The sequence below is a fragment of the Shewanella sp. KX20019 genome (genome assembly GCF_016757755.1).
Lineage (GTDB): Bacteria > Pseudomonadota > Gammaproteobacteria > Enterobacterales > Shewanellaceae > Shewanella.
Window position 1 is genome coordinate 609,428 of the sequence record NZ_CP068437.1, and the last position, 19,302, is coordinate 628,729.

General features: G+C 45.7%; 15 protein-coding genes. 5 read left to right on the forward strand and 10 right to left on the reverse strand.

Translation table 11 applies throughout. The features are described from left to right. The first annotated feature begins 4 nt into the window (after positions 1-4). Entirely contained in the window at positions 5-292 is a 288-nt protein-coding gene (locus JK628_RS02635) for a cytochrome c3 family protein (RefSeq protein ID WP_202287730.1), read from the forward strand. A gap of 239 nt (positions 293-531) precedes the next feature. Here the strand turns inward: JK628_RS02635 and JK628_RS02640 are convergent, their stop codons facing one another. Beyond that, on the reverse strand, positions 532-1,266 hold the full coding sequence (locus JK628_RS02640) for a substrate-binding periplasmic protein (protein WP_202287731.1): 735 nt from the start codon (positions 1,264-1,266) through the stop codon (positions 532-534). A gap of 539 nt (positions 1,267-1,805) precedes the next feature. Here JK628_RS02640 and JK628_RS02645 point away from each other — a divergent pair. After that, positions 1,806-2,225, forward strand: coding sequence for a hypothetical protein (locus JK628_RS02645; protein ID WP_202287732.1), 420 nt, complete (start codon positions 1,806-1,808; stop codon positions 2,223-2,225). Positions 2,226-2,285: 60 nt separating this feature from the next. Here the strand turns inward: JK628_RS02645 and JK628_RS02650 are convergent, their stop codons facing one another. The 8 genes from JK628_RS02650 to cutA all read right to left on the reverse strand — a co-directional run bounded on the left by JK628_RS02650 (position 2,286) and on the right by cutA (position 14,742). After that, positions 2,286-3,317: an aldose epimerase family protein gene (locus JK628_RS02650; RefSeq protein ID WP_202287733.1), complete on the reverse strand. Its 1,032-nt coding sequence runs from the start codon at positions 3,315-3,317 to the stop codon at positions 2,286-2,288. A 95-nt stretch (positions 3,318-3,412) separates the two neighbouring features. After that, complete coding sequence (gene galK, locus JK628_RS02655) at positions 3,413-4,570, reverse strand: galactokinase (RefSeq protein WP_202287734.1); 1,158 nt, start codon at positions 4,568-4,570, stop codon at positions 3,413-3,415. A 164-nt stretch (positions 4,571-4,734) separates the two neighbouring features. After that, positions 4,735-5,766 (reverse strand): UDP-glucose--hexose-1-phosphate uridylyltransferase, encoded by a 1,032-nt coding sequence (locus JK628_RS02660; RefSeq protein WP_202287735.1) that lies wholly within the window; start codon positions 5,764-5,766, stop codon positions 4,735-4,737. A 66-nt stretch (positions 5,767-5,832) separates the two neighbouring features. Continuing rightward, a complete protein-coding gene (locus tag JK628_RS02665; protein ID WP_202287736.1) occupies positions 5,833-7,254 on the reverse strand; it encodes a solute:sodium symporter family transporter in 1,422 nt (473 codons plus the stop codon). An 89-nt stretch (positions 7,255-7,343) separates the two neighbouring features. Continuing rightward, positions 7,344-10,577 carry a glycoside hydrolase family 2 TIM barrel-domain containing protein gene (locus JK628_RS02670; RefSeq protein WP_202287737.1) on the reverse strand — a complete coding sequence of 1,078 codons (3,234 nt, stop codon included), beginning with the start codon at positions 10,575-10,577 and terminating at the stop codon, positions 7,344-7,346. A gap of 103 nt (positions 10,578-10,680) precedes the next feature. After that, complete coding sequence (locus JK628_RS02675) at positions 10,681-12,321, reverse strand: cation:proton antiporter family protein (protein ID WP_202287738.1); 1,641 nt, start codon at positions 12,319-12,321, stop codon at positions 10,681-10,683. A gap of 286 nt (positions 12,322-12,607) precedes the next feature. Further along, a complete protein-coding gene (locus JK628_RS02680) occupies positions 12,608-14,422 on the reverse strand; it encodes a protein-disulfide reductase DsbD (protein WP_202287739.1) in 1,815 nt (604 codons plus the stop codon). Continuing rightward, positions 14,419-14,742, reverse strand: coding sequence for a divalent-cation tolerance protein CutA (cutA, locus tag JK628_RS02685; RefSeq protein WP_202287740.1), 324 nt, complete (start codon positions 14,740-14,742; stop codon positions 14,419-14,421). The genes JK628_RS02680 and cutA overlap by 4 nt, the downstream gene beginning before the upstream one ends. 299 nt (positions 14,743-15,041) lie before the next feature. On the opposite strand from cutA, the gene JK628_RS02690 reads away from it, so the two are divergent. Continuing rightward, positions 15,042-15,629 carry an FxsA family protein gene (locus tag JK628_RS02690; protein WP_202287741.1) on the forward strand — a complete coding sequence of 196 codons (588 nt, stop codon included), beginning with the start codon at positions 15,042-15,044 and terminating at the stop codon, positions 15,627-15,629. Here the strand turns inward: JK628_RS02690 and JK628_RS02695 are convergent. Then, positions 15,626-17,440, reverse strand: a complete 1,815-nt coding sequence (locus tag JK628_RS02695) for a serine/threonine protein kinase (protein WP_202287742.1) — start codon at positions 17,438-17,440, stop codon at positions 15,626-15,628. The two genes, JK628_RS02690 and JK628_RS02695, sit on opposite strands and share 4 nt — an antisense overlap. A 241-nt stretch (positions 17,441-17,681) precedes the next feature. Between JK628_RS02695 and JK628_RS02700 the strand changes: the two genes are divergently transcribed. Together JK628_RS02700 and JK628_RS02705 are read left to right on the forward strand one after the other, a co-directional pair. Further along, entirely contained in the window at positions 17,682-18,032 is a 351-nt protein-coding gene (locus tag JK628_RS02700; RefSeq protein ID WP_202289690.1) for a hypothetical protein, read from the forward strand. Between the two features lie 171 nt (positions 18,033-18,203). After that, complete coding sequence (locus JK628_RS02705; RefSeq protein ID WP_202287743.1) at positions 18,204-18,863, forward strand: thiopurine S-methyltransferase; 660 nt, start codon at positions 18,204-18,206, stop codon at positions 18,861-18,863. Positions 18,864-19,302: the final 439 nt, after the last annotated feature.

The following is a 19,302-nucleotide window of genomic DNA, read 5'->3' on the forward strand; positions in this document are numbered from 1 at the left end:
TAACATGCTTAGAGTATTAGGATTAACGTTTTTATTATTGTCAGGTTATGTATATGCCGAACCGATTGCGGATACCCACACAGAGATGAGTGGCTGTGAATCTTGTCATATGGGCGGTGAACCCTCTGCTGATCTAGCTCATGAGAATGCCGCTTGCGTTGACTGTCATGGTTTTCTTAAGGAGTTTGCTGATGAAACGCATATAAAGCACGATGACGTTTTAGAGTGTAGTAGCTGTCACCTAGCTCACGAGGAGGTCAGCCCAAGTGAGTCTTGCGTTAATTGTCACTAAGTCGTCGTGACAATTAAGCTGTACAGTATCAATTAGCTCCTTATCCTCATCATTGCTAATTGGTTTCGTTGAAGTGTTTTGTCCTCATTTCAGCACTTACACGGACGTTATTGGGCAGGAAGCCGTTTTAAAAATACAAGACTAATAACCTGTATTATTTATCGACCCAACCTCCAAATGGGCTAGCCACTCTATAGTATAGAGTGGCATTTTTAGGCGAAAAATGGCTGTTAGCATCGTTACCAAGGCTCGATATGGTACTTATCTAAAATCGCTTGATATTGGCCCGACTGCTTGAGATTTTCTATCCCCTCAGCAAACCTATTCTGATAGTTTTTCTGCAGATCTTTGTGGCTAAACCCCACATAGAGAGGAGTGGAGACCCCTTCGCTTCCGGCAAACTTAATATCCTCAAAGTCGCCAAATGACTTTGCGGTATGTGCTACCACATACCTATTGCCCAATAACACATCGACGCGATATTTTTTAAGTAGATTTATGTTGGTTTTTAGCGGTGTTTCACCGGAAGCACGATAGCTAAATGGGCTCTTTTTTAGGTATTGATTAATTTTGTCACCATAGTCATAACCTAAAATACTAGCTACCGCCTTACCGTTAAGATCTGAAAGTGTTGAGTAGTGCCAGTCATTGGAACTATGGACGTAAAAGTCATTGCTGTACTGACCTAGCGCTATATTCGGCGTCTGTAACTTAAAGTGTTCAATGTGTTCAGGTGAGACGGCTAACACCGCATGAATTTGGTTACGCTGCGCTAGCCTTAAGGCTCTTTGAAAAGGGAGAGTTTCAAACTTTGCGCTAACGCCAACGGTTAAAAATGCCTGTTGAGTCAGTTCAACTAAATAACCTGAATTGTCAGTGCAGATATAGGGGCACCAGATATCAGATGCAATAACAATCTGCTCAGCTTGGGCTGGAAAACTCAAGCTCAGGATGACCAGTAATTTAAGCTTCACAATAGTCTCTATAGTGCTTTTGACTGACGAGTGGCATCGCAGTTTAACAAAGAAAGGCCTAAGACGCAGGAAAATTCACAGCACGTGACGGGGGTCAGCTGCAAAGCTTAGTCGGAGATGAAATCAAGGCTGTCACTCAGAGGTTGAAGGTCGTGACAGTTTTCCGCCTGACTTCATTCTGTCATATTACTCGGACACTATGTTGTTTTGAATTAATGCAAATATACAAATTAAATATTTTTTTCAATACGTTGATATTAATTGTGTTTATTGTTTTTTGTTGTATTGTTCGAATTTATTCTCAGATAAAAACTTGAATAACGACGGCTTTGAACTAAATTCGATAATAGCAGCGAAATAGCTGAAATATGTTTGAAATAGTTCATGTTAAGTCGATAGGTTTTGCTACTGAAAAAGCATTAAACTGCCACGATTTGGCTGAAATCTCAGTGCAGAGCCATTGAGTAAACCGAAGTAAATGAAAGCAATATTTACTTTATAAGTTTTGGGTATGTGTTGATTTAAGGGCATTGGCATATATGTATAATTCGTCAAAAAAACCTGTTTGGTATGGTGAGCTAATAGCCTCTCGTGGTAATACCGTGATCATTTATGATAAACAATTCCCCGAAGCTTCAGCGGGTAGGGTTTACTTTTACAATACGGCTCGTGACGCCATTATTGAGTATGCGGAAGAGATTGTTAAACCGCATTTGCATGAGTTATCAGGTGCTGCATTAGCGACTGCTGAGGCGAACTTCGGCGCTGCTTGGGATGTTGCTCGAACAGCATTTATGGCGCAGCATTCTGGCTGGGTAGAAGCTCATAATCCCAAAACTAGCATGGTTAAAAAAGCGAAACCTGAACCCATTATTGAGCCTGAAGCTGAATTAGAGGCGGAGTCTACTGATGAAGATGATTTCGACCGAGGATGGTCAAATGATGATTTCGATGACTAAGATAGTTGAGATTATTTAAATTGTTAGTATCAAAAAACAGCGCGTTAACGCTGTTTTTTTTTAAGCTTCAACATCAAATTGATAACGGCTGATATGGTGATAAATTTCGCCAGGCCTAATTAAGCCATCACCGGCAAATTCGGCTTGGTTAGGCGCATCGGGTACTTGTTGAGGCTCTATACAAAAGCCTTGATATTGCGACAACCGCTGTTGGTTTTTACCCATAGTACCTTGCAAAAAGTTAGCTCCGTACACTTGAACACTCGGTTGGTTGGTATAGAGAGTCATGCCGCGGCCACTTACCTTAGAGCTCAAACGACCGAATCTTTGTAGCTGTGGCTCAGTTTGGGGTAATAGGTAACAATGATCTATCCCTGCAGTGGCCGTAAACTCTTCAGCACCGATAAATGATTGTAACTGCTTGGCTTGATGCAGATCGAGTGCACTATTGCGGGTGTCAAAAATTTGAGTGGGTACACCAACGTCATTCATCGCTAGATATTGAGTTGCATCAACTTGCAGCGCGTGTTGCAAGCTACTGCTGCTGCCATCTAAGTTAAAGTAACTATGCTGGGTAAGGCTAATTGGACAGGTTTTATCTGTACTGGCAAGCATCTCTACGTAGAGGTTATTCCCCACCAGACGATAATCTAACTGTACAGTGCACTTGCCGGGAAAACCCATATCACCATCGGCACTGACTAAACTTAAGCGAACTCCATCGGGCAGTTGGCCTAGATGCCAATGCTTGCGGTTGAAACCCTCTTTGCCACCATGTAGACAGTTGCTAGCCTGATTGATATCTAGCTGGTATTGCTGACCATCTATTGAGAACTGTCCGTTGGCAATACGGTTGGCATAGCGACCAGCAATTGCACCTAAATGGGCATCTTGCGCTAAGTAGTCACTGACACTATCACACCCTAAAACGATATTGCCACGTTCACCATCTCGATCAGGTGTCCACAGCGAACGAATTATTCCACCTAAGCTCAAAACCTCTAACGCTATAGTGCCGTTGTCTATTCGAACCCGTTCAATTTGGCCACCACGAGGGTCGGTCCAAGGGTCTAGAGGGCTAAAACGTACCATGGTTTATCCTTGTTAAAAGGTTACAGCGTCTATTTTGCGATTAACACTTTGATATAGCGAGATGAATACGTATTCCACTCGCTATCGATAGGTGTCTATTGGTCCAATCGTTTAGCGCCATCAGATGCGGAGCAAAGGTAGATTGCAGCTTCGATGCCTGTTTTTTCAAAATACCTATTTTCTACGGCTGCCACAACTGCGTCGGTTAACTCATGATCAACGAGGGCGACAACACAGCCACCAAAGCCACCACCAGTCATCCGTACACCGCCTTTTTCGCCAATGACCTTGGATATGATTTCCACCAGAAAATCAATTTCAGGCACGGTGATTTCAAAATCATCGCGCATAGAGATATGGGACTCGGCCATCAATGTACTTAACTGCGAAATATTGCCTGACTCCAGTGCCCATGCGGCATTTTGGGTTCGGCGATTCTCAGTAATGACATGCTTCGCGCGTCGATAACAAACATCACTGAGTTCATTTACAGCAGCATCTAGTGTGGTGAGCTCGAGATGACGCAATGAGTCTAGGTGGAAGTGCTGCGCTACTTGTTCACACTGCTGGCGGCGCAGGTTGTACTCAGACTCAACCAAACCACGTTTAACATTAGAATTGATTATAATCAGACTTAAATTATCGGGAATACTGACGGCCTCGCTATCGAGATCGAGACAGTCTATTAGTAGTGCATGATCTTGCTTCCCTAGCGCGCTGATCATCTGATCCATAATGCCGCAGGCGCAACCGACATATTGATTTTCGCCCCGCTGTGCTAGTTGGGCGATAGCAAGAGGTGATAGTTTAATCTGGCTAGCGTCATTGACCGCAGTACCGAAGGCAACCTCTAGCGCGGCAGAGGAGGAGAGGCCTGCACCGAGAGGAACGTTACTGACAATGGCTAAGTCGAGCCCTTTAGGTGCCAGACCCGATACCGCCATCGCGGCACTAAAGCCTTTAAGGTAATCAACCCATTCAAGCGACTCCGGGGTATCGCCCTCTTCAGCAAATATCCACTCTTTCATCTCGCCGGGAAAGGCATCTGAGACTGCGCGGAATTTGTTATCTTCACGACGCTTTATGGCAATAATGGTGTGAAAGTTAATCGCTGCTGGCAGCACAAAACCGTCATTATAGTCGGTATGCTCACCAATTAAATTGACTCTTCCGGGAGCAGCATAGAGCGCATCAGCTAGAGTGCCGAAAGTTTTAACAAAAAGCTTATTGGCTCGTTGAGCTGGATTGGACATGGTTTACTTTTCCGAAAGTTGGCTTTCACTATCTAAATGGTGGCGTACAGTCGCTTGCTAATAAAAGCGTATAAATCGATTACTAGGTCGCTCTGCCGCGAAGCAGTAATATTCACTTCATTAACTTTATATCACGACTCTACCTCATGTGTAACTGAGTTTTTTTATCGATTTTCATAGTGAACTTCTGGCTGAGCCCGCAGTAGGTTCGCTGCTTGCTCAGGGGTTAAGTCTCGCTGACTTTCCGCTAGCATCTCGTAACCCACCATGAATTTCTTTACATCGGCACTGCGCAGTAATGGTGGATACACATGTCCATGCAGCTGCCACTCTGGATGAGCTTGCTTATCAAATGGTGCACCATGCCAGCCCATAGAGTAGGGGAAACTGGTGTTAAACAAATTGTCGTAGCGTGTCATCAGTGACTTCATTATGGTCGCTAATGAAACTTGCTGGTCCGCACTTAGTTTGTCTAAATGAGATACCGTAAAGCGGGGTAAAATAAGGGTTTCAAATGGCCAAGCCGCCCACCAAGGCACTACAACGAGCCAATCATCATTACTGATGACTACGCGCTCTGCGTTGGCTATCTCTTTACTGGCATAGTCCAGCAGCATCTGTCGTTGGTGACTTTGATAATACGCCAATTGAGTGCGGGTCTCGGTGACCGCCTCATTAGGCAACTCGCTTACCGCCCATATTTGACCATGGGGGTGAGGGTTTGAACAACCCATTGCTGCGCCCTTGTTTTCAAATACTTGCACCCAAGGATAGTGTTCACCTAGCTCGCTAACTTCTTTGGCGAGACACTCAAATACCGCAGTGAGTTGGCCAATAGAAAGCTTAGGCAGCGTATGACTATGGTCGGCAGAGAAGCAAATAACCCGGCTGGTACCTGTCACGGATTGTAACGCAAAGAGCGGGTCATCTTGCTGCGCGGCGGGTGTATCAGCCGTAAGCGCAGCGAAATCATTGGTGAATACAAATGGTAAGCTATATTGAGGGTTTTTCTCGCCACTAATTCTACTGTTCCCAGGGCAAAGATAGCACTCTGCATCGTATTTTTGGGCGCTGGTAACCGTCGTTGACTCTCTTTGTCCCTGCCAAGGACGCTTCGCTCGATGTGGAGACACCAATAGCCACTGCTCGGTTAGCGGGTTAAAACGTCTGTGGGGATGGTCGTCACGGTCAAACATCTAAAGAGTCCTTCATATTTTGTGTTTAACAGGGGCTGTGATGCACAGCCCCTGAGGTTGTTGCTATTAGTTAACGGAAATCGGAGTGATATCTTGTTGCGGTGCGAATACAAACCGACTCAAGAACAGGGTGACTAAGATCGTTGCCGCGAGTGTGATAGCCATCATATGGATAAAGTGCAGCGGGCTCCAAACAAAGGTAAACACCGCATAAACCAACACCCCAAATACTAAGCCGACTTTAATCGCCTTGGCACTGACATTCTTAAATACCAGCGCACAGATAAATGCCGCCAACACGGGCATGGAGTAAAGTCCATTGAGCTTTTGTAGTAAAGAGATGATGCTTTCTGATTGGGCAAACACTGGCACCAACAACAACGCGATAACGGTGAATACCAAGGCTACGATGGTACCAATTTTTCTGACATCGGCCTTTGGGTTGACGTAGTTCTGATGAATATCACAAGTATAGAGGGCTGCGGCTGAATTTAAGCAAGAGTTGAACGAGCTTAATACCGCGCCTGCCATTACTGCTGCAAATGCACCAGACATCCAGCTTGGTAAGATATCGCCCACTAATTTGCCGTAGGCGACATCGCCGACGTCGCCATAGAGCTTATAAGCAACGATGCCCGGTAATACCACAATAATAGGGATCACTAACTTCATCGCTACCGCAGCATAGAGGCCTTTTTGCGCCTCTTTAACTGACTTTGCCGCTAAAGCTCTTTGGGTTATCACCATATTGGTGCCCCAGTAGAAGATCTGAATAAAGACCATTCCTGTCAGAAGGGTGTGCCACGGGATATCGGACTGGTCGTCACCTATCAAGGTCAATCGTTCGAGTGGTACCCCGGAAAGATCCCAGTTGACGGCGTTGAGTGCTAAATAGGACACCACAATCCCCATCAATAGCAGTCCTATGCCGTTCAAGCTATCTGAAATTGCAATCGCTCTAAGGCCACCAAAAATCGCGTAGATGGCGCCGACCACAGCAAAAATAACCGCCAAAGCGACGACTGAAATTGACAGGCCAAACATCGACTTCATAAATAAAGAGCCGGTGTAGAGTACGACTGGCAATAGGATAAAGGCGTAGCCGAGCATAAACAGTACTGACACCATGGCACGGATGCCTTTGTCGTTATATTTGCGCTCAAGTAATTCGGTGGTCGTGGTGCAGTTGTACTTGTAGTAGATAGGGATCAGCCATTTAGCGAGGATCACTAACCCCACAGCAGCGGCAATTTCCCACCAAGCAATCAATAATGTCTGCGCGCCATTCATGCCGACTATCTGTTCGGCGCTGATATTGGTCATCATCAAAGAGCCAGCAACTACGACCCAACTTAAGCCGCCACCCGCAAGAAAGTAATCTTTGCTGTCGCTAGTGTCTCGCACTATTTTACGGCACTTTAGGTATGTAATGAGGCCGACTAATGCTGTTAAGCCAAAAAATATGACCAGCTGAATAACTTGTTCCATGTCTATCCTTTATTATTAATATTTCACCCTAGGCCGTATTAATAACTGACTTTAGGTATGGTTACTTCCCAGTACTTAAGAATTGGTTATTAAGGTTTTGCTCTTGCTTGTTGTTGAATGTCACTGCTGGCTGCCACCGGTTCGATACTAAAATTGAACTGCATTGGCTGCGCTTTAATACGATAAGGCTGGTGCACTTGTCTGCCCCATGACGTGTCACCGCCGACACCCATCTGTTTGTAATCGATGTTCCAAGTGACAAACTCTCGGATGGGGATCTCGGCGCCGTGGTTAGCCGTTACGGGTACCAGACCTGAGGCAGAGCCGGAGGCGTCGCCTTGCCTGAAGTCGATATCTGCTTGGGAAAAAGGCCAAAGGCTTGTTTGCAAAGTTTGTTGTTCAGCCGTCGCTTTAGCCAGTAGCCCTTCGCCTTTAGCATCAGTAATGGCAACATAGCTGACATCACTGCGTTGACCCGTTTCTTGTGGTCGAGAGTAGCGATGGAAAGCTTTATCAATAGGCAGTGTAAACCAGCTAATTGGATTACCTGATTTCCTATCGGCATATGTCTCCTCTGGTCCACGACCGAAATAGTGCATAAAGCGCTGGCTAAAAGGCAATTGTGTCTGAAAACCAAAGCGAGGCAGGTCGGCTAACTCTACATCTCCCGGTGTGAACTGGCTTTGTACTAACAGTTGCCCGCGAGTACTTATTTGATAGCGGGTGCTCAGAGTAAAGTTTAATGTCGGATGCTGCTGCACCACTTCGATATTAAAAGGGCTGCTACGTTTAATCGATAGTAGCGTCAGTTGCTTTGCCGCATCTTGCCATGCGCCAGCCCACTCGGGCATTTGGTTGCCTAAGTCGTTGTCAGTCGGCGCACGCCAAAAGTTAACCATTAATGGCGCCGTTAACTGCGATTGACCATCTTGCTTAATGTCACTGAGCCAGCCGGTTTGTTTAGAGATTAGATATCGGGTCGCATCATCACCTAATTGCCAAAAACTATCATGCTCAGTAATAGCCTTAGCTAAGATTGTTTTCTGAGTGGAGGCTTGCTGCAAGGGGAATTGAGCAAAAGCGATGCGGTGATCGGTGTCGAGCATAGGTTGCGGTTTATCGACCAGCACCTCTAACAGTAAAAGGTATTCATGCTGCTTATGGAAAAGTGAGCGCTCAATTGGCAGTGTGACCGGCGTAGACTGGCCTGCTATAACCGTTGGCATCTTAATGATGCCGTGAGCAAAGTCACTGCCATCTTGTTCTATGGTCCACTTTAAACGCAGCCCTTGGGTATCAATAAAGTCATAGCGGTTTTCAAGCTCAAAACTGACCGAGTCTGTTGCTGCGACAAATTGATTGAAACGCAGTGGCTGGTAGACCTTTTTGACCTCACTTAGGTGTGGGTGCGGGTTACGGTCGGGATCAACAAGACCATTATTTAGGAAGTTACCATCGGTAGGCATATCGGGGTGGTAGTCTTTACCGTAGGCCCAGTATCGCTGGCCATTTTCATTGATGAATGCCAAAGACTGATCGACCCAATCCCAAATAAAACCGCCTTGTAGCTGTGGGTGGCGCTCAATAACGTCCCAGTAATCTTGTAAGTTACCAACGGAGTTACCCATAGCGTGGGCGTATTCAATCATGATCAGCGGGCGATCGTTTTTCTCTTTGGCATATTTTTCAATACGTTCAATTGACGGGTACATAGGAGCCACAATGTCAGTATAGGCATGCTGCCCCGCAGGCTCGTATTGCACTGGTCGGCTAGGGTCACGCTGTTTTATCCACTTATAGAGTGCTTCAAACATGCTGCCTTCGCCAGCCTCATTGCCAAGAGACCAAATTATGATCGAGGGGTGGTTCTTGTCTCGCTCGACCATGCGTTCAACGCGGGCCTGATGTGCGGGTAGCCAGCTCATGGTATTACCGAGCTGTGTCGACTCATCAATGGCGAGTGGGTGCGATTCAATATTGGCTTCATCGATAACATACAAGCCATACTTATCGGTCAGGCTTAACCAGTAGGGATCATTGGGGTAGTGGCTTGAGCGTACGGCATTGATATTATTTTGCTTCATTAAGCGAATATCCGTTTCCATACTCTGACGGCTAACAACATGACCTGTGTCGGGGTCGGTTTCGTGTCTATCGACGCCACGAATGGTAATGGCTTTGTTATTGACCTTCAGCTGACCATTGCTGATCTCAATGCGGCGAAAGCCTAGCTGTTGACTGGTTGCCTGCAGGAGTTTGCCGTTAGTATCGTGAAGAGCAACAACTAGTTGGTATAGGCTCGGTGTTTCAGCGCTCCAGAGTAACGGAGCTTGCAGCGTAAACTCGAGTTGTTCGCGAGTTGTAGATTTGAAATTGGCTACCGCTTGTTTACCCTGTTTTATTTCGATCCCTTGTGGTGAAATAAGCTGGTAACTCAGTGATAAATTCGCTGTGCGCTTACCCTTTGTCAAATGGCTTTTAAGATCAATATCAATCGCTAAGTCGGCGGCTGATAGATCTTGTTTCAACGTGTATTTAGCATCAATATCTGCAATACGCTGTTTCTCGGTCGCGTACAGGTATACATCGCGTTCGATGCCGCTAACCCGGAGCATATCTTGGCTCTCAAGGTAGCTGGCGTCACTCCAGCGGATAATTTGCAGCGCGATAAGATTATCACCCGCGACAACTTGTGAGGTGATATCAAACTCAGCTGGGGTCTTGGCGCCTTGGCTGTAACCAATTTCGACCCCGTTAACGTGAGCACTTAATGCCGAACGTGCAGCGCCGATATGCAGGAATACCTGTTTATCGGTCCATGCTTTAGGCAGGGTTACCATGCGTCGGTAACTGCCGGTTGGATTATGATCCTCGGGAGCATCTGGCCAAGTTGTGGTGAACGGGTAGCGCTCATCGAGGTAAATGGCATGGCCAAAGCCTTGGGTTTCCCAGTTTCCAGGAACTTGGATACTCTGCCAGTCAGCAAGGTTGGCTTGTGGCTGGGCAAAGTCCTTGGGCGCGACAAACGGGTTGTTGGCGTAATGAAACTGCCAGCGGCCATTAAGATCTACATAGTTAGCGCTACTGCGGTGATCCGCTTTTATCGCCTGCGACAATGAGGCATAACCAAAAAAGCTAGCATGGGGCGGCTGCTTATTCTGTTCAAACACCGTGTGATCTTGCCAGCGTTCACGCTCCTCCTTGGCGGCTGCAGAGTGGCTCAACAGGCAAAGACCAATGACTGCTATCCACCTGCTGATGGATAGGGCTTGTAAGCAATATTGTGGCGTATATAGAGTCTGTCGCTTGTTGTTATTATTCATTGGCACGTAGGTTATTTGTTATTTTTATTAGCAAATAACATACGTGATCACTAGAATAATGTATACAATTTAAAGGCTGTTTTGTTACGAGGTACGTTAAAAGTTAGCTAATCTTAGCCTCATTAGCATGGTTAACCGCATCTGGGTTATCAGGTTCAGTGCCATTGGGACTCAGTAACTCTTTGACTACATGGTCGACAAAACCCGCACCAGCAGCCTCGTATAAGTTGTAAATACTGTGTACTCCGGACTCACTGAGCGACTCAGCATCTTCTTTATATTGCACTATCGCGCTTAGTTTACCTCGGTAATCTAGCCGTTTTAGTTGCTCAACCGCAAACAAGTTACCCACATGATGTGGCATGGCAAGTAACACCAGTTCAAGATTGGGAGCATTATCCAGTTTCTCCCAAAAATCGGTATCTGAAGCGTCTCCTTGCACCACGTTGCGGCCCTGCTTTATATGGTAATCGACCAGATCTTGCTTATGTTCAATTCCTAAGATCTCACCATCATATTGGGTTCGCAGCTCGTCATATGCTCCGCAACCAATGCGGCCCATTCCTAAGATCAGAAACCTTGGATTACCAACATGTATAGGGCGATCCTCTGGGTGCAGTGGGTGTTTCTCTAAACGCTGTAACCGACTTTGATACTTTTGGTAGAGTCTATTTGAAGCGATATTGAGCGGCGCTGAGAACAAAAAGCTGAAACTGAGGGCGACCGCTAGAATAATCATCCATTGAGGTGGTAACCAACCTTTTGAGGTTGCAACAGCGGCGACAATCAAGCCAAACTCACTGTAATTACCTAAGCTGAAAGATGACAGCAGTGAGGTACGAGAGCGCAGCTTAAAGTGGGTCAACAGGTAGAGGAATAATAGGATTTTAATCGGTACTACTAATACCAATATGGCGGCCAAACCAATATCGGAGAAGGTCGGTAGACCATTGAGGCCAACGGTTAAGAAAAATGCGACTAAGAATAGCTCTTTAAAGTAAAACAGTGATTTTGCCAGCTCTGACGATTTTGGGTGTCCCGCCAACAGAATACCAATGACGAGTGCACCGAGATCCGGCTTTAGACCAACGACCTCAAATAACCATGCACCCATAACTAGCGCCATGACTAAACCGAAAAGTACCAGTAGTTCTCCATGACCGACGCGGTCAAACGCCTTGTAAATAAGTGGTTTTGCTAACGGCAGTAGCAGTAAGCATAACGCCCAGTATGAGGGAATATCGCCTTTGGAAATCGTCAAGAATGCAACCGCAAAGATATCCTGCATAATTAAGATACCAATCGCGACTCGACCATAGAGCGACTGCATATCACCTTTATCTTCAAGGATTTTTACCGCAAAAATGGTGCTAGAGAAACTTAAAGCAAACGCCAGCAGCCCTAGTTGGTTGAGCTCAAGTCCTGTTAATTGCTCTAAGCCGAGTAAGCCTAACAGTTTTAACAGTGGGATGAAAAACAGCATTGAGCCGAGCAGGTGCAGGCTGGAACCAGCCCAAACCTCGACTTTAAATAGACTGCGAATATCCAGCTTAAGACCAATGGCAAACAACAGTAAAGTAACGCCCAAGTTTGCCAATTGCTCTAGCATTGGCAAACTCGATTCTTCAATTCCAAATAAAAACAGTACAAATCCCGCAACTAGATAGCCGATAAGTGGGGGCAGTCCCACACGGCTGACTAGCATGCCGCAGGCTAAGGTGATGATGAGTATAGCGGGTTCCATATTGCTCCTTGCAAGAGGTTATTATTCAATCCGGATTAAATAACAGCGGGTTGTACTCGCCACTATTCGAATTGATATTATGACGCACCATTGTACTTTAATTTCATGAAGCTTAACTGAATTTTGGCAACTATTTTACCGTTTACCTATGGTATAAGGACCCGCTCGGCGGCTAGGGGTGGCTACTTTCAACAGAAAATTTGGGTTACTACCAGAGCTATCCCCAAACCAGAAAAAAGCCCCTCAGGTCAATGACCAAAGGGGCTTGATAAAGCTTGTTGAAACTTTATTTAACTAAGTGATCCAGATGCTCAGCGAAGGCTTTTGGACGCATAAAACCGGTGACTCGTAAGTCATCTCTTATGGCGCCGGTTTCATCAAACATCAGTAGCGTTGGTAAGCCTAATATGTCGTAATGCTCGAGTAACTCAATGTCGATATCATCATTGTTGGTCACATCGGCTTGCAGCAATACCATCTTGTCCATTCGGTCCATCACTGCAGCATCTTTGAAGGTAATCGCTTCAAACTCTTTGCAGGCAACGCACCAGACAGCATAAAAATCGACCATCACTGTTTTGCCTTGTTCCGTCGCCCCTGCAATTTCACTATTGAGATCTTCAAGCGATTTAATGCGCTTAAATCCATGAGATTGCTCGACACTGCTCAGGTTAGCATTAGCGTGAGAGGTAAAACCAAAATGATTCATCACGGCTTGCATGCCATAGGAGAAACTCCCGAGGAAAACAAGCAACAGCAGTACTGCTCGAGTGGTTTGTTTCCAGTTAAATTCCGTTAGCTTATTTTGATGCATTAGGTAGCCGACTAGAACGACGCCCCAAAGTGACCATAAGACATCGGAGATCAAGCCTGGCCAAATTCGCCCTAGCATGACAATCGATACTGCGATGAGTAGGAAGCCAAAAATGGTCTTAATGATATCCATCCAACTACCCGCTCTCGGTAGGATCTTGCCGCCTGAGGTACCAATAATCAACAGTGGTATGCCCATCCCCATACTGAGTACATAGAGCGCTAAGAAGCCTTGTAGTAGATCGCCTGTTTGTGCCACATAGATGAGTGCGCCTGACAGTGGCGCCGTGGTACAAGGCGAGGCGACGAGTCCAGAGATGACACCCATCAAGAACACACCAATGACGTTGCCGCCTTTTTGGTTGTTCGACATTGAGTTCATCTTCTCTTGCCAGCTCGATGGTAGTTTTAGATCGTATAAGCCAAACATAGACAAGCTTAAGACGAAGAATAAAACGGCGAGCACAATCAATACTGCAGGATGCTGTAGATATGCTTGATACTTCATGCCAGCAGAAGCCACCACAAGACCCACCAAGGAATAGGTGATAGCCATACCTTGGACGTAGACCATAGACAAGCTAAAGGCTTTAGCAGTAGAGAGCTTCTTTCCTTGACCCACTATAATGCCTGACAGAATTGGGTACATCGGGAACACGCATGGCGTTAATGCCAGCCCAATACCTAAACCAAAGAAGATCACCAAGGTCCAAATCAGGCTGTCGCCTGCAAGCATCTGGCTTAAGCTATCTTGCTGGGTAATAGGCGCAACGTCAGCATCACTAGCAGCAGTAAGGTCACTGCTATTTGGTAGGTCAAGAATGCCGTCATTGGCGTTAACATCAGTTAGCACTGCGGTACGCTTGGTTGGGGGGAAGCAAAGCTTACCTTCGGCGCAGCCCATAAAGGTGACGTTAAGCTTGTCGCCTGCGACCGCTTCTTTTATCGCAACAGGTATCTCAATATAAGAGTAATACACTTCTTGCTCACCAAAGTACTCATCGTTATGAGCTTTACCTTTGGGCAGTGCAATTTCGCCTAATACTGCACCGTCGGCTTCAAATTTCAGTTTGTCGCGGTACATGTAGTAACCGTCGGCAATGACCCAGCTTATTTTGACCTTATCGCCTTGCTGTTTAAAGTCGAAAACAAATGCTTGATCGACGGGCATTAGTTCAGGTTCACCCTTTAAAAAGGAGAATTTATTGCTATCGAAAATGCTTTCAGCGTGCGCTAGTGGGCTAAGCAGTAGCAGGGAGGCTAAAAACAGAGTAATCATTTTTTTCATGGCTGTGTGGTTTCTTTTATCCAATCAAAATAGGCTGGCAATCCCCGTGTTACAGGTATTGCTATTAGCTCGGGAACGTCATAGGGGTGCAGCTCCAATACTGCAGTCTCAATCGCTGCGTAGTGCTTGGCGAGACACTTAATTTGTAAACAGAACTCCTTCTCTTCACAAATATCACCTTGCCACTCATATACGGATGTTACCGCTGATGAGATCTGTACGCATGCAGCAAGTTTGGCCTTCATTAACGAGTGTGCTAAACATTTAGCCAACGCTTCGTCAGGGCTGGTGGTTATTACCAGTAAAAATTCATTGTCCATTTAACATCGTCTTTCCTGCTTATAGCTTACTCAATTTAAACTACACAGATTAAAGCTGCTTTAAGGCAATTGAATTAAGCTTGTTGCTGCAATTGTCGCTAACGCTACTTTACGTGTTTTGCCTAATGCATGCATTAGGGCATTGCGAAAATAGTGATACCAGTAGTTTTTGCTTACAAATGCGTTGGCATTTGAGCTGAAACTGTGGCGGTTTTAATGTCTATGGTCATATATGACTTGAAAATAGACCGACTAACCCCAATTTAGTTTTCATCACCATCAAAAAATGTGAGGCCAGCGTGTTTTTAATTTTGTTGTTAATTTTTGTCGTAGTTCCTGTGATGGAGCTATCTGTACTGATCCGAGTCGGCGAAGCCCTCGGTAGCTGGACCACTGTGGCGTTGGTTATTTTTACCGCTGTTGTTGGGGTGTCGTTAGTACGCAGCCAAGGTATTAGTACCTTGATGCAAGTACAGCAAAAGATGGCTCGTGGCGAAGCGCCAGGGCAGGAGATTGTTGAAGGGATGATGTTAGCGGTAGCGGGCCTACTGTTACTTATTCCCGGTTTTGTAACGGACTTTCTTGGTTTGATTTTGTTAACACCATTTACGCGCATTCCGGTAGCGGGTTACTTCTTCAAGCGGATGCAACTGAAAGTTAAAGCCAATGGAGGCTTTCAGGGAGGCTTTGGCCCCGGCATGGGCGGCCAAGGCAATCCATTTGGTCAGCAGGGTGGTCAGTCACCTTTTGATGACGGCAACACTTTTGATGGTGATTTTGAGCGTAAAGTCGATCCAAGTGATAAGCGTCCTGAAACGCATCAAGTTGAGGGTACGCTTGATGAGGACGACAAAGCTAAAGATGATAAAGCAGAGCCTAAAGGCTAATTTTTATTTGTGTCTTGTTTCGGGTTTCGTGGATAAAAGAGATCTGGTTTGCGTTCCACATGGTTAAATTTACGGGTGTTTTTATAGGGCAGCTTCATAAACCCAGACACCCCTTTGCCTTGTATTTTATCGACATGGCTTAAGATGCGGTCTAAACAGCCGCGAAATGCCGCTTGTTTTCGCGGATTAAGTAAACGCAAGTAGCTGTGGATCTTCATATGCTTAGGCAGTGCTTCGAAGATGATGCAGCCGGTATGATGAATCTGGTTAATGATGGCAAGCTCGGTCATGATCTCTCTGGGAAGTTCTAAGTTTTCTTCTGGATCGCGGCCATCTTCAAAGTAAGAGTGCAATCTTGAACGATCTTCCAAAGATGGCACATCACCCACTTCAAAAGGTAACTGTTGTTCGCTACCAATAATAAACGGTTGTTGACTGTCTTCTCGCTCGATATGCAGTGTATCTCTGGCGTTAAAGAAACAGGCTTTAAATACCCCAATACGGTGAATACCACTGGCAAGCGTGACCATGTTATTGACTGCAATTGTTAAGGCCTTTTTTTGACTCTCGTTGTATAGCGCGAGATTAGAATCAATAAACACCCCTGTTTCTCGCCAATGAATAGCCAATCCGCCGACGATGTCATATTGCGCGATGCGGCCGACCGCCGCGATAAAGCCTTTTTCGGTATCACCCATACCCGCCATAAAGTTACGGTAGTACTTCTCTAATTGCAGATCATCCATCTTGGCAATGGGATCATCTGTATTGTGCTCTTGGAGAAAAGCCTTACGTGAACTATAGGTAACGGTTTCTACCTCTTTATTGCTCGCTAATACCCAAATTGGAATATCGGCGATAAGCGGTCCGCTATTGATTTCAGGCAGATGCATTCTATGGCTATGGGCCATACTTTTAACAAAGTAATCCCCGGCATGTTGTCGTTGAACGGGATCTTCACTTAACATACCGTCTAAGGTTTTGGCCAGTTCAATTGGTAAGCCAATGCTGGTGGCGGGGATAACTCTACTGCCAAAGCGACTGGCTTGGCCTGAAGCCAATGCGTAGAGCGTTGCAGCTACGCCTTGCTCGTCAAATCGTGGGCTCGACAATGCCCCATTAAGTTGCTCTTCACCGATAAAATATACATCTCCCATGCGGGCATTAGTATGTTGCTGATCGCTAGACATTAAATCCATCACATTGCCGTTAACTGGGTTACCGTCATTGTCGCGTTGGGCAAATACAGCAGACCCCCAGTCGATTAAAGACAGATGCTGAGTAGTGACATCATAAACAAGGTTTGACGGTTTTATATCGCCATGGATAAGTGGCCGGCCATTATGCAAGTACTTGAGTATTGCAGCCAACTGGCGGGCAATGTTCATCACCATGGCCACAGGCAGAGCGCCAATACGCAAACAAAGCTGTTCCAAGTCCTCTCCCGGTGCTCTGGCCATCACCAAAATACCTTGCTTACCCACATGTTGATATTTTATCGCCGGAGGCACATTGGGATGGATAACCTGAGAGAGCATAAACGCTTCCTCTTCCAGCCTATCTTGCACATGTTGTGGCAGCGTTAAGCGAGAGAACTTAAAAACATGGGCTTCTCCTTGTGCATTAACTCCAGCAAATACAAAACCATAAGCGCCTTTACCCACCAGTTCGAACTCTTTGTAACCAAGCTTGTTCAGTTGCTGTTTACAGAGTCTCATCCAAGCGCGACGTCTACGGGCATCATTTGCTGCCATTAGGTAGATGGATTGCTCTTCAGAGATATAAAAGTGTTGTAGTTCCGGCGTTTGCAAGTATCACTCCTCGTTATTAGCAATCCTTATTAAATCAACATTAGCGCTGATAGTCCAAGCTCATTGGATCAGTTAATAAAGATTGCCGTTTAAAAGAGGGAAGTCAGTCACACCTAACGAACTATTTTGAAACAGATATTGATGCATATCAATTCTGTACCAATAAGAGAAAGGTAATCTTGGAGTCAGTACTAGAATGGATAAACTAATAAAGTCAGTGCGGTCTGCACAAGGTGATTATATGTCAGGGTTAGATAAGTCGCGGTTGATCGAGTTACTCGAGTATCCTAGGCAGCGTATTTTACAGTCAATGGAGCTGAACCAATGTCCACATGCTGGTTTTTTTAACCATACCGACATGCAGTGCATCAATTGTCATCAGGGGATGGAGTGTACCTGGATGAATCATAACGATGAAACCGTTGCAGTGGATCAAAAAACGGCAGAGGAGTTAAGACAACAGCTGTTAGTTGCTGTCGACTTTATCGATTCGAGCTTAAGTCCGCATCATTTGTCTCGCCGTCATTGTGAATGTGAAAACTGTACCTGGCTTAAAAAAGTGCAAAAAGCACTCGATATCTCCGCAGCATAATATCGCTGCAGCTTGGTTTTCCTTTTGCTAATGGAGTGTGTTGGCTTTAGAGTATTGCTATCAAAGTGGTATGCCGAAGTTGAGGTGTAGCTAAGCGGTGTTTTTTTACTGTTTTAGGCTATATGTGCAAGTTTTTGGATATGCCCAATCAAATACTTTTAGGACCTAGTTATGCAACCAAGCTTTTGGCATGAAAAATGGGATGCCCAACAGATAGGCTTTCATCTCAGTGCTGTTAACCCGCTATTAGTTCAGTATTGGCCGCAGCTACAACTCGCCGCCGATAGCCAAGTTTTCGTCCCTCTATGTGGTAAATCTTTAGACATGTGCTTTTTAGCGGAGCAAGGTCATGGTGTGATCGCATGTGAGCTAAATGATTTAGCGGTGTCTCAGTTTTATCAAGAGAATAACCTACCTTATAGCGTCGACAAGGTGGATGAACATCAGCGCTACCAAACCGAGCAGATCACCATTTATCAAGGCGATATCTTTACCTTGAACCGCCTAGATATGGAAAACGTCAGCGCATTTTATGATAGGGCGGCACTCATCGCTTGGCCTGATGCGATGCGACTTAACTATGCCAAGCAACTTGCGAATTTGATCCCAGCTGGCAGTGTTGGTCTGTTAATCACCTTAGATTACCCACAGTCAGAGTTAAATGGTCCACCATTTGCGGTATCAGATGACTGGGTTATGGCTAACATGAGTGATAATTTTGAGATTGAGCGTTTAGCCACTAATGATGTGCTAAGTGATAATCCTCGCTTCATTAAAAAGCAGGTGTCATCATTAACCGAATCGGTTTATAAGTTAACCAGAAGAGGTTAGGCCGCTAGAAGCTGGGAAAGCCGATTAAGAGCCGATTAAGAGCCGATTAAGAGCCGATTAAGAGCCGGTTAAGAGTCGACTAAGAGTCGGGGGAAGAAACGATTAAGAGCCGATTAAGAGTCGACTAAGAAACGGTTGATAGCCGGTTTGAAGCGGATTAGGAGCCGGGAAGAAACAGTTAAAAGCCGATTAAGAGCCGGGGAAATAAACGGAATTAAAGCAGAGTTAAAGCCGTAAAAGATAAGCTGAGGCTAGTTGTTCCGGGTGTTTAGTCTTAGCGTTACCGTCTTAGCGTTACCATCTTAGCGTTACCATCTTAGCGTTACCGTCTTAGCGTTACCGTCTTAGCGTTACCGTCTCAGCGTTACCGTCTCAGCGTTATCGTCTCAGCGTTATCGTCTCAGCGTTATCGTCTCAGGGTTTCCCGTCTCAGCCCTCC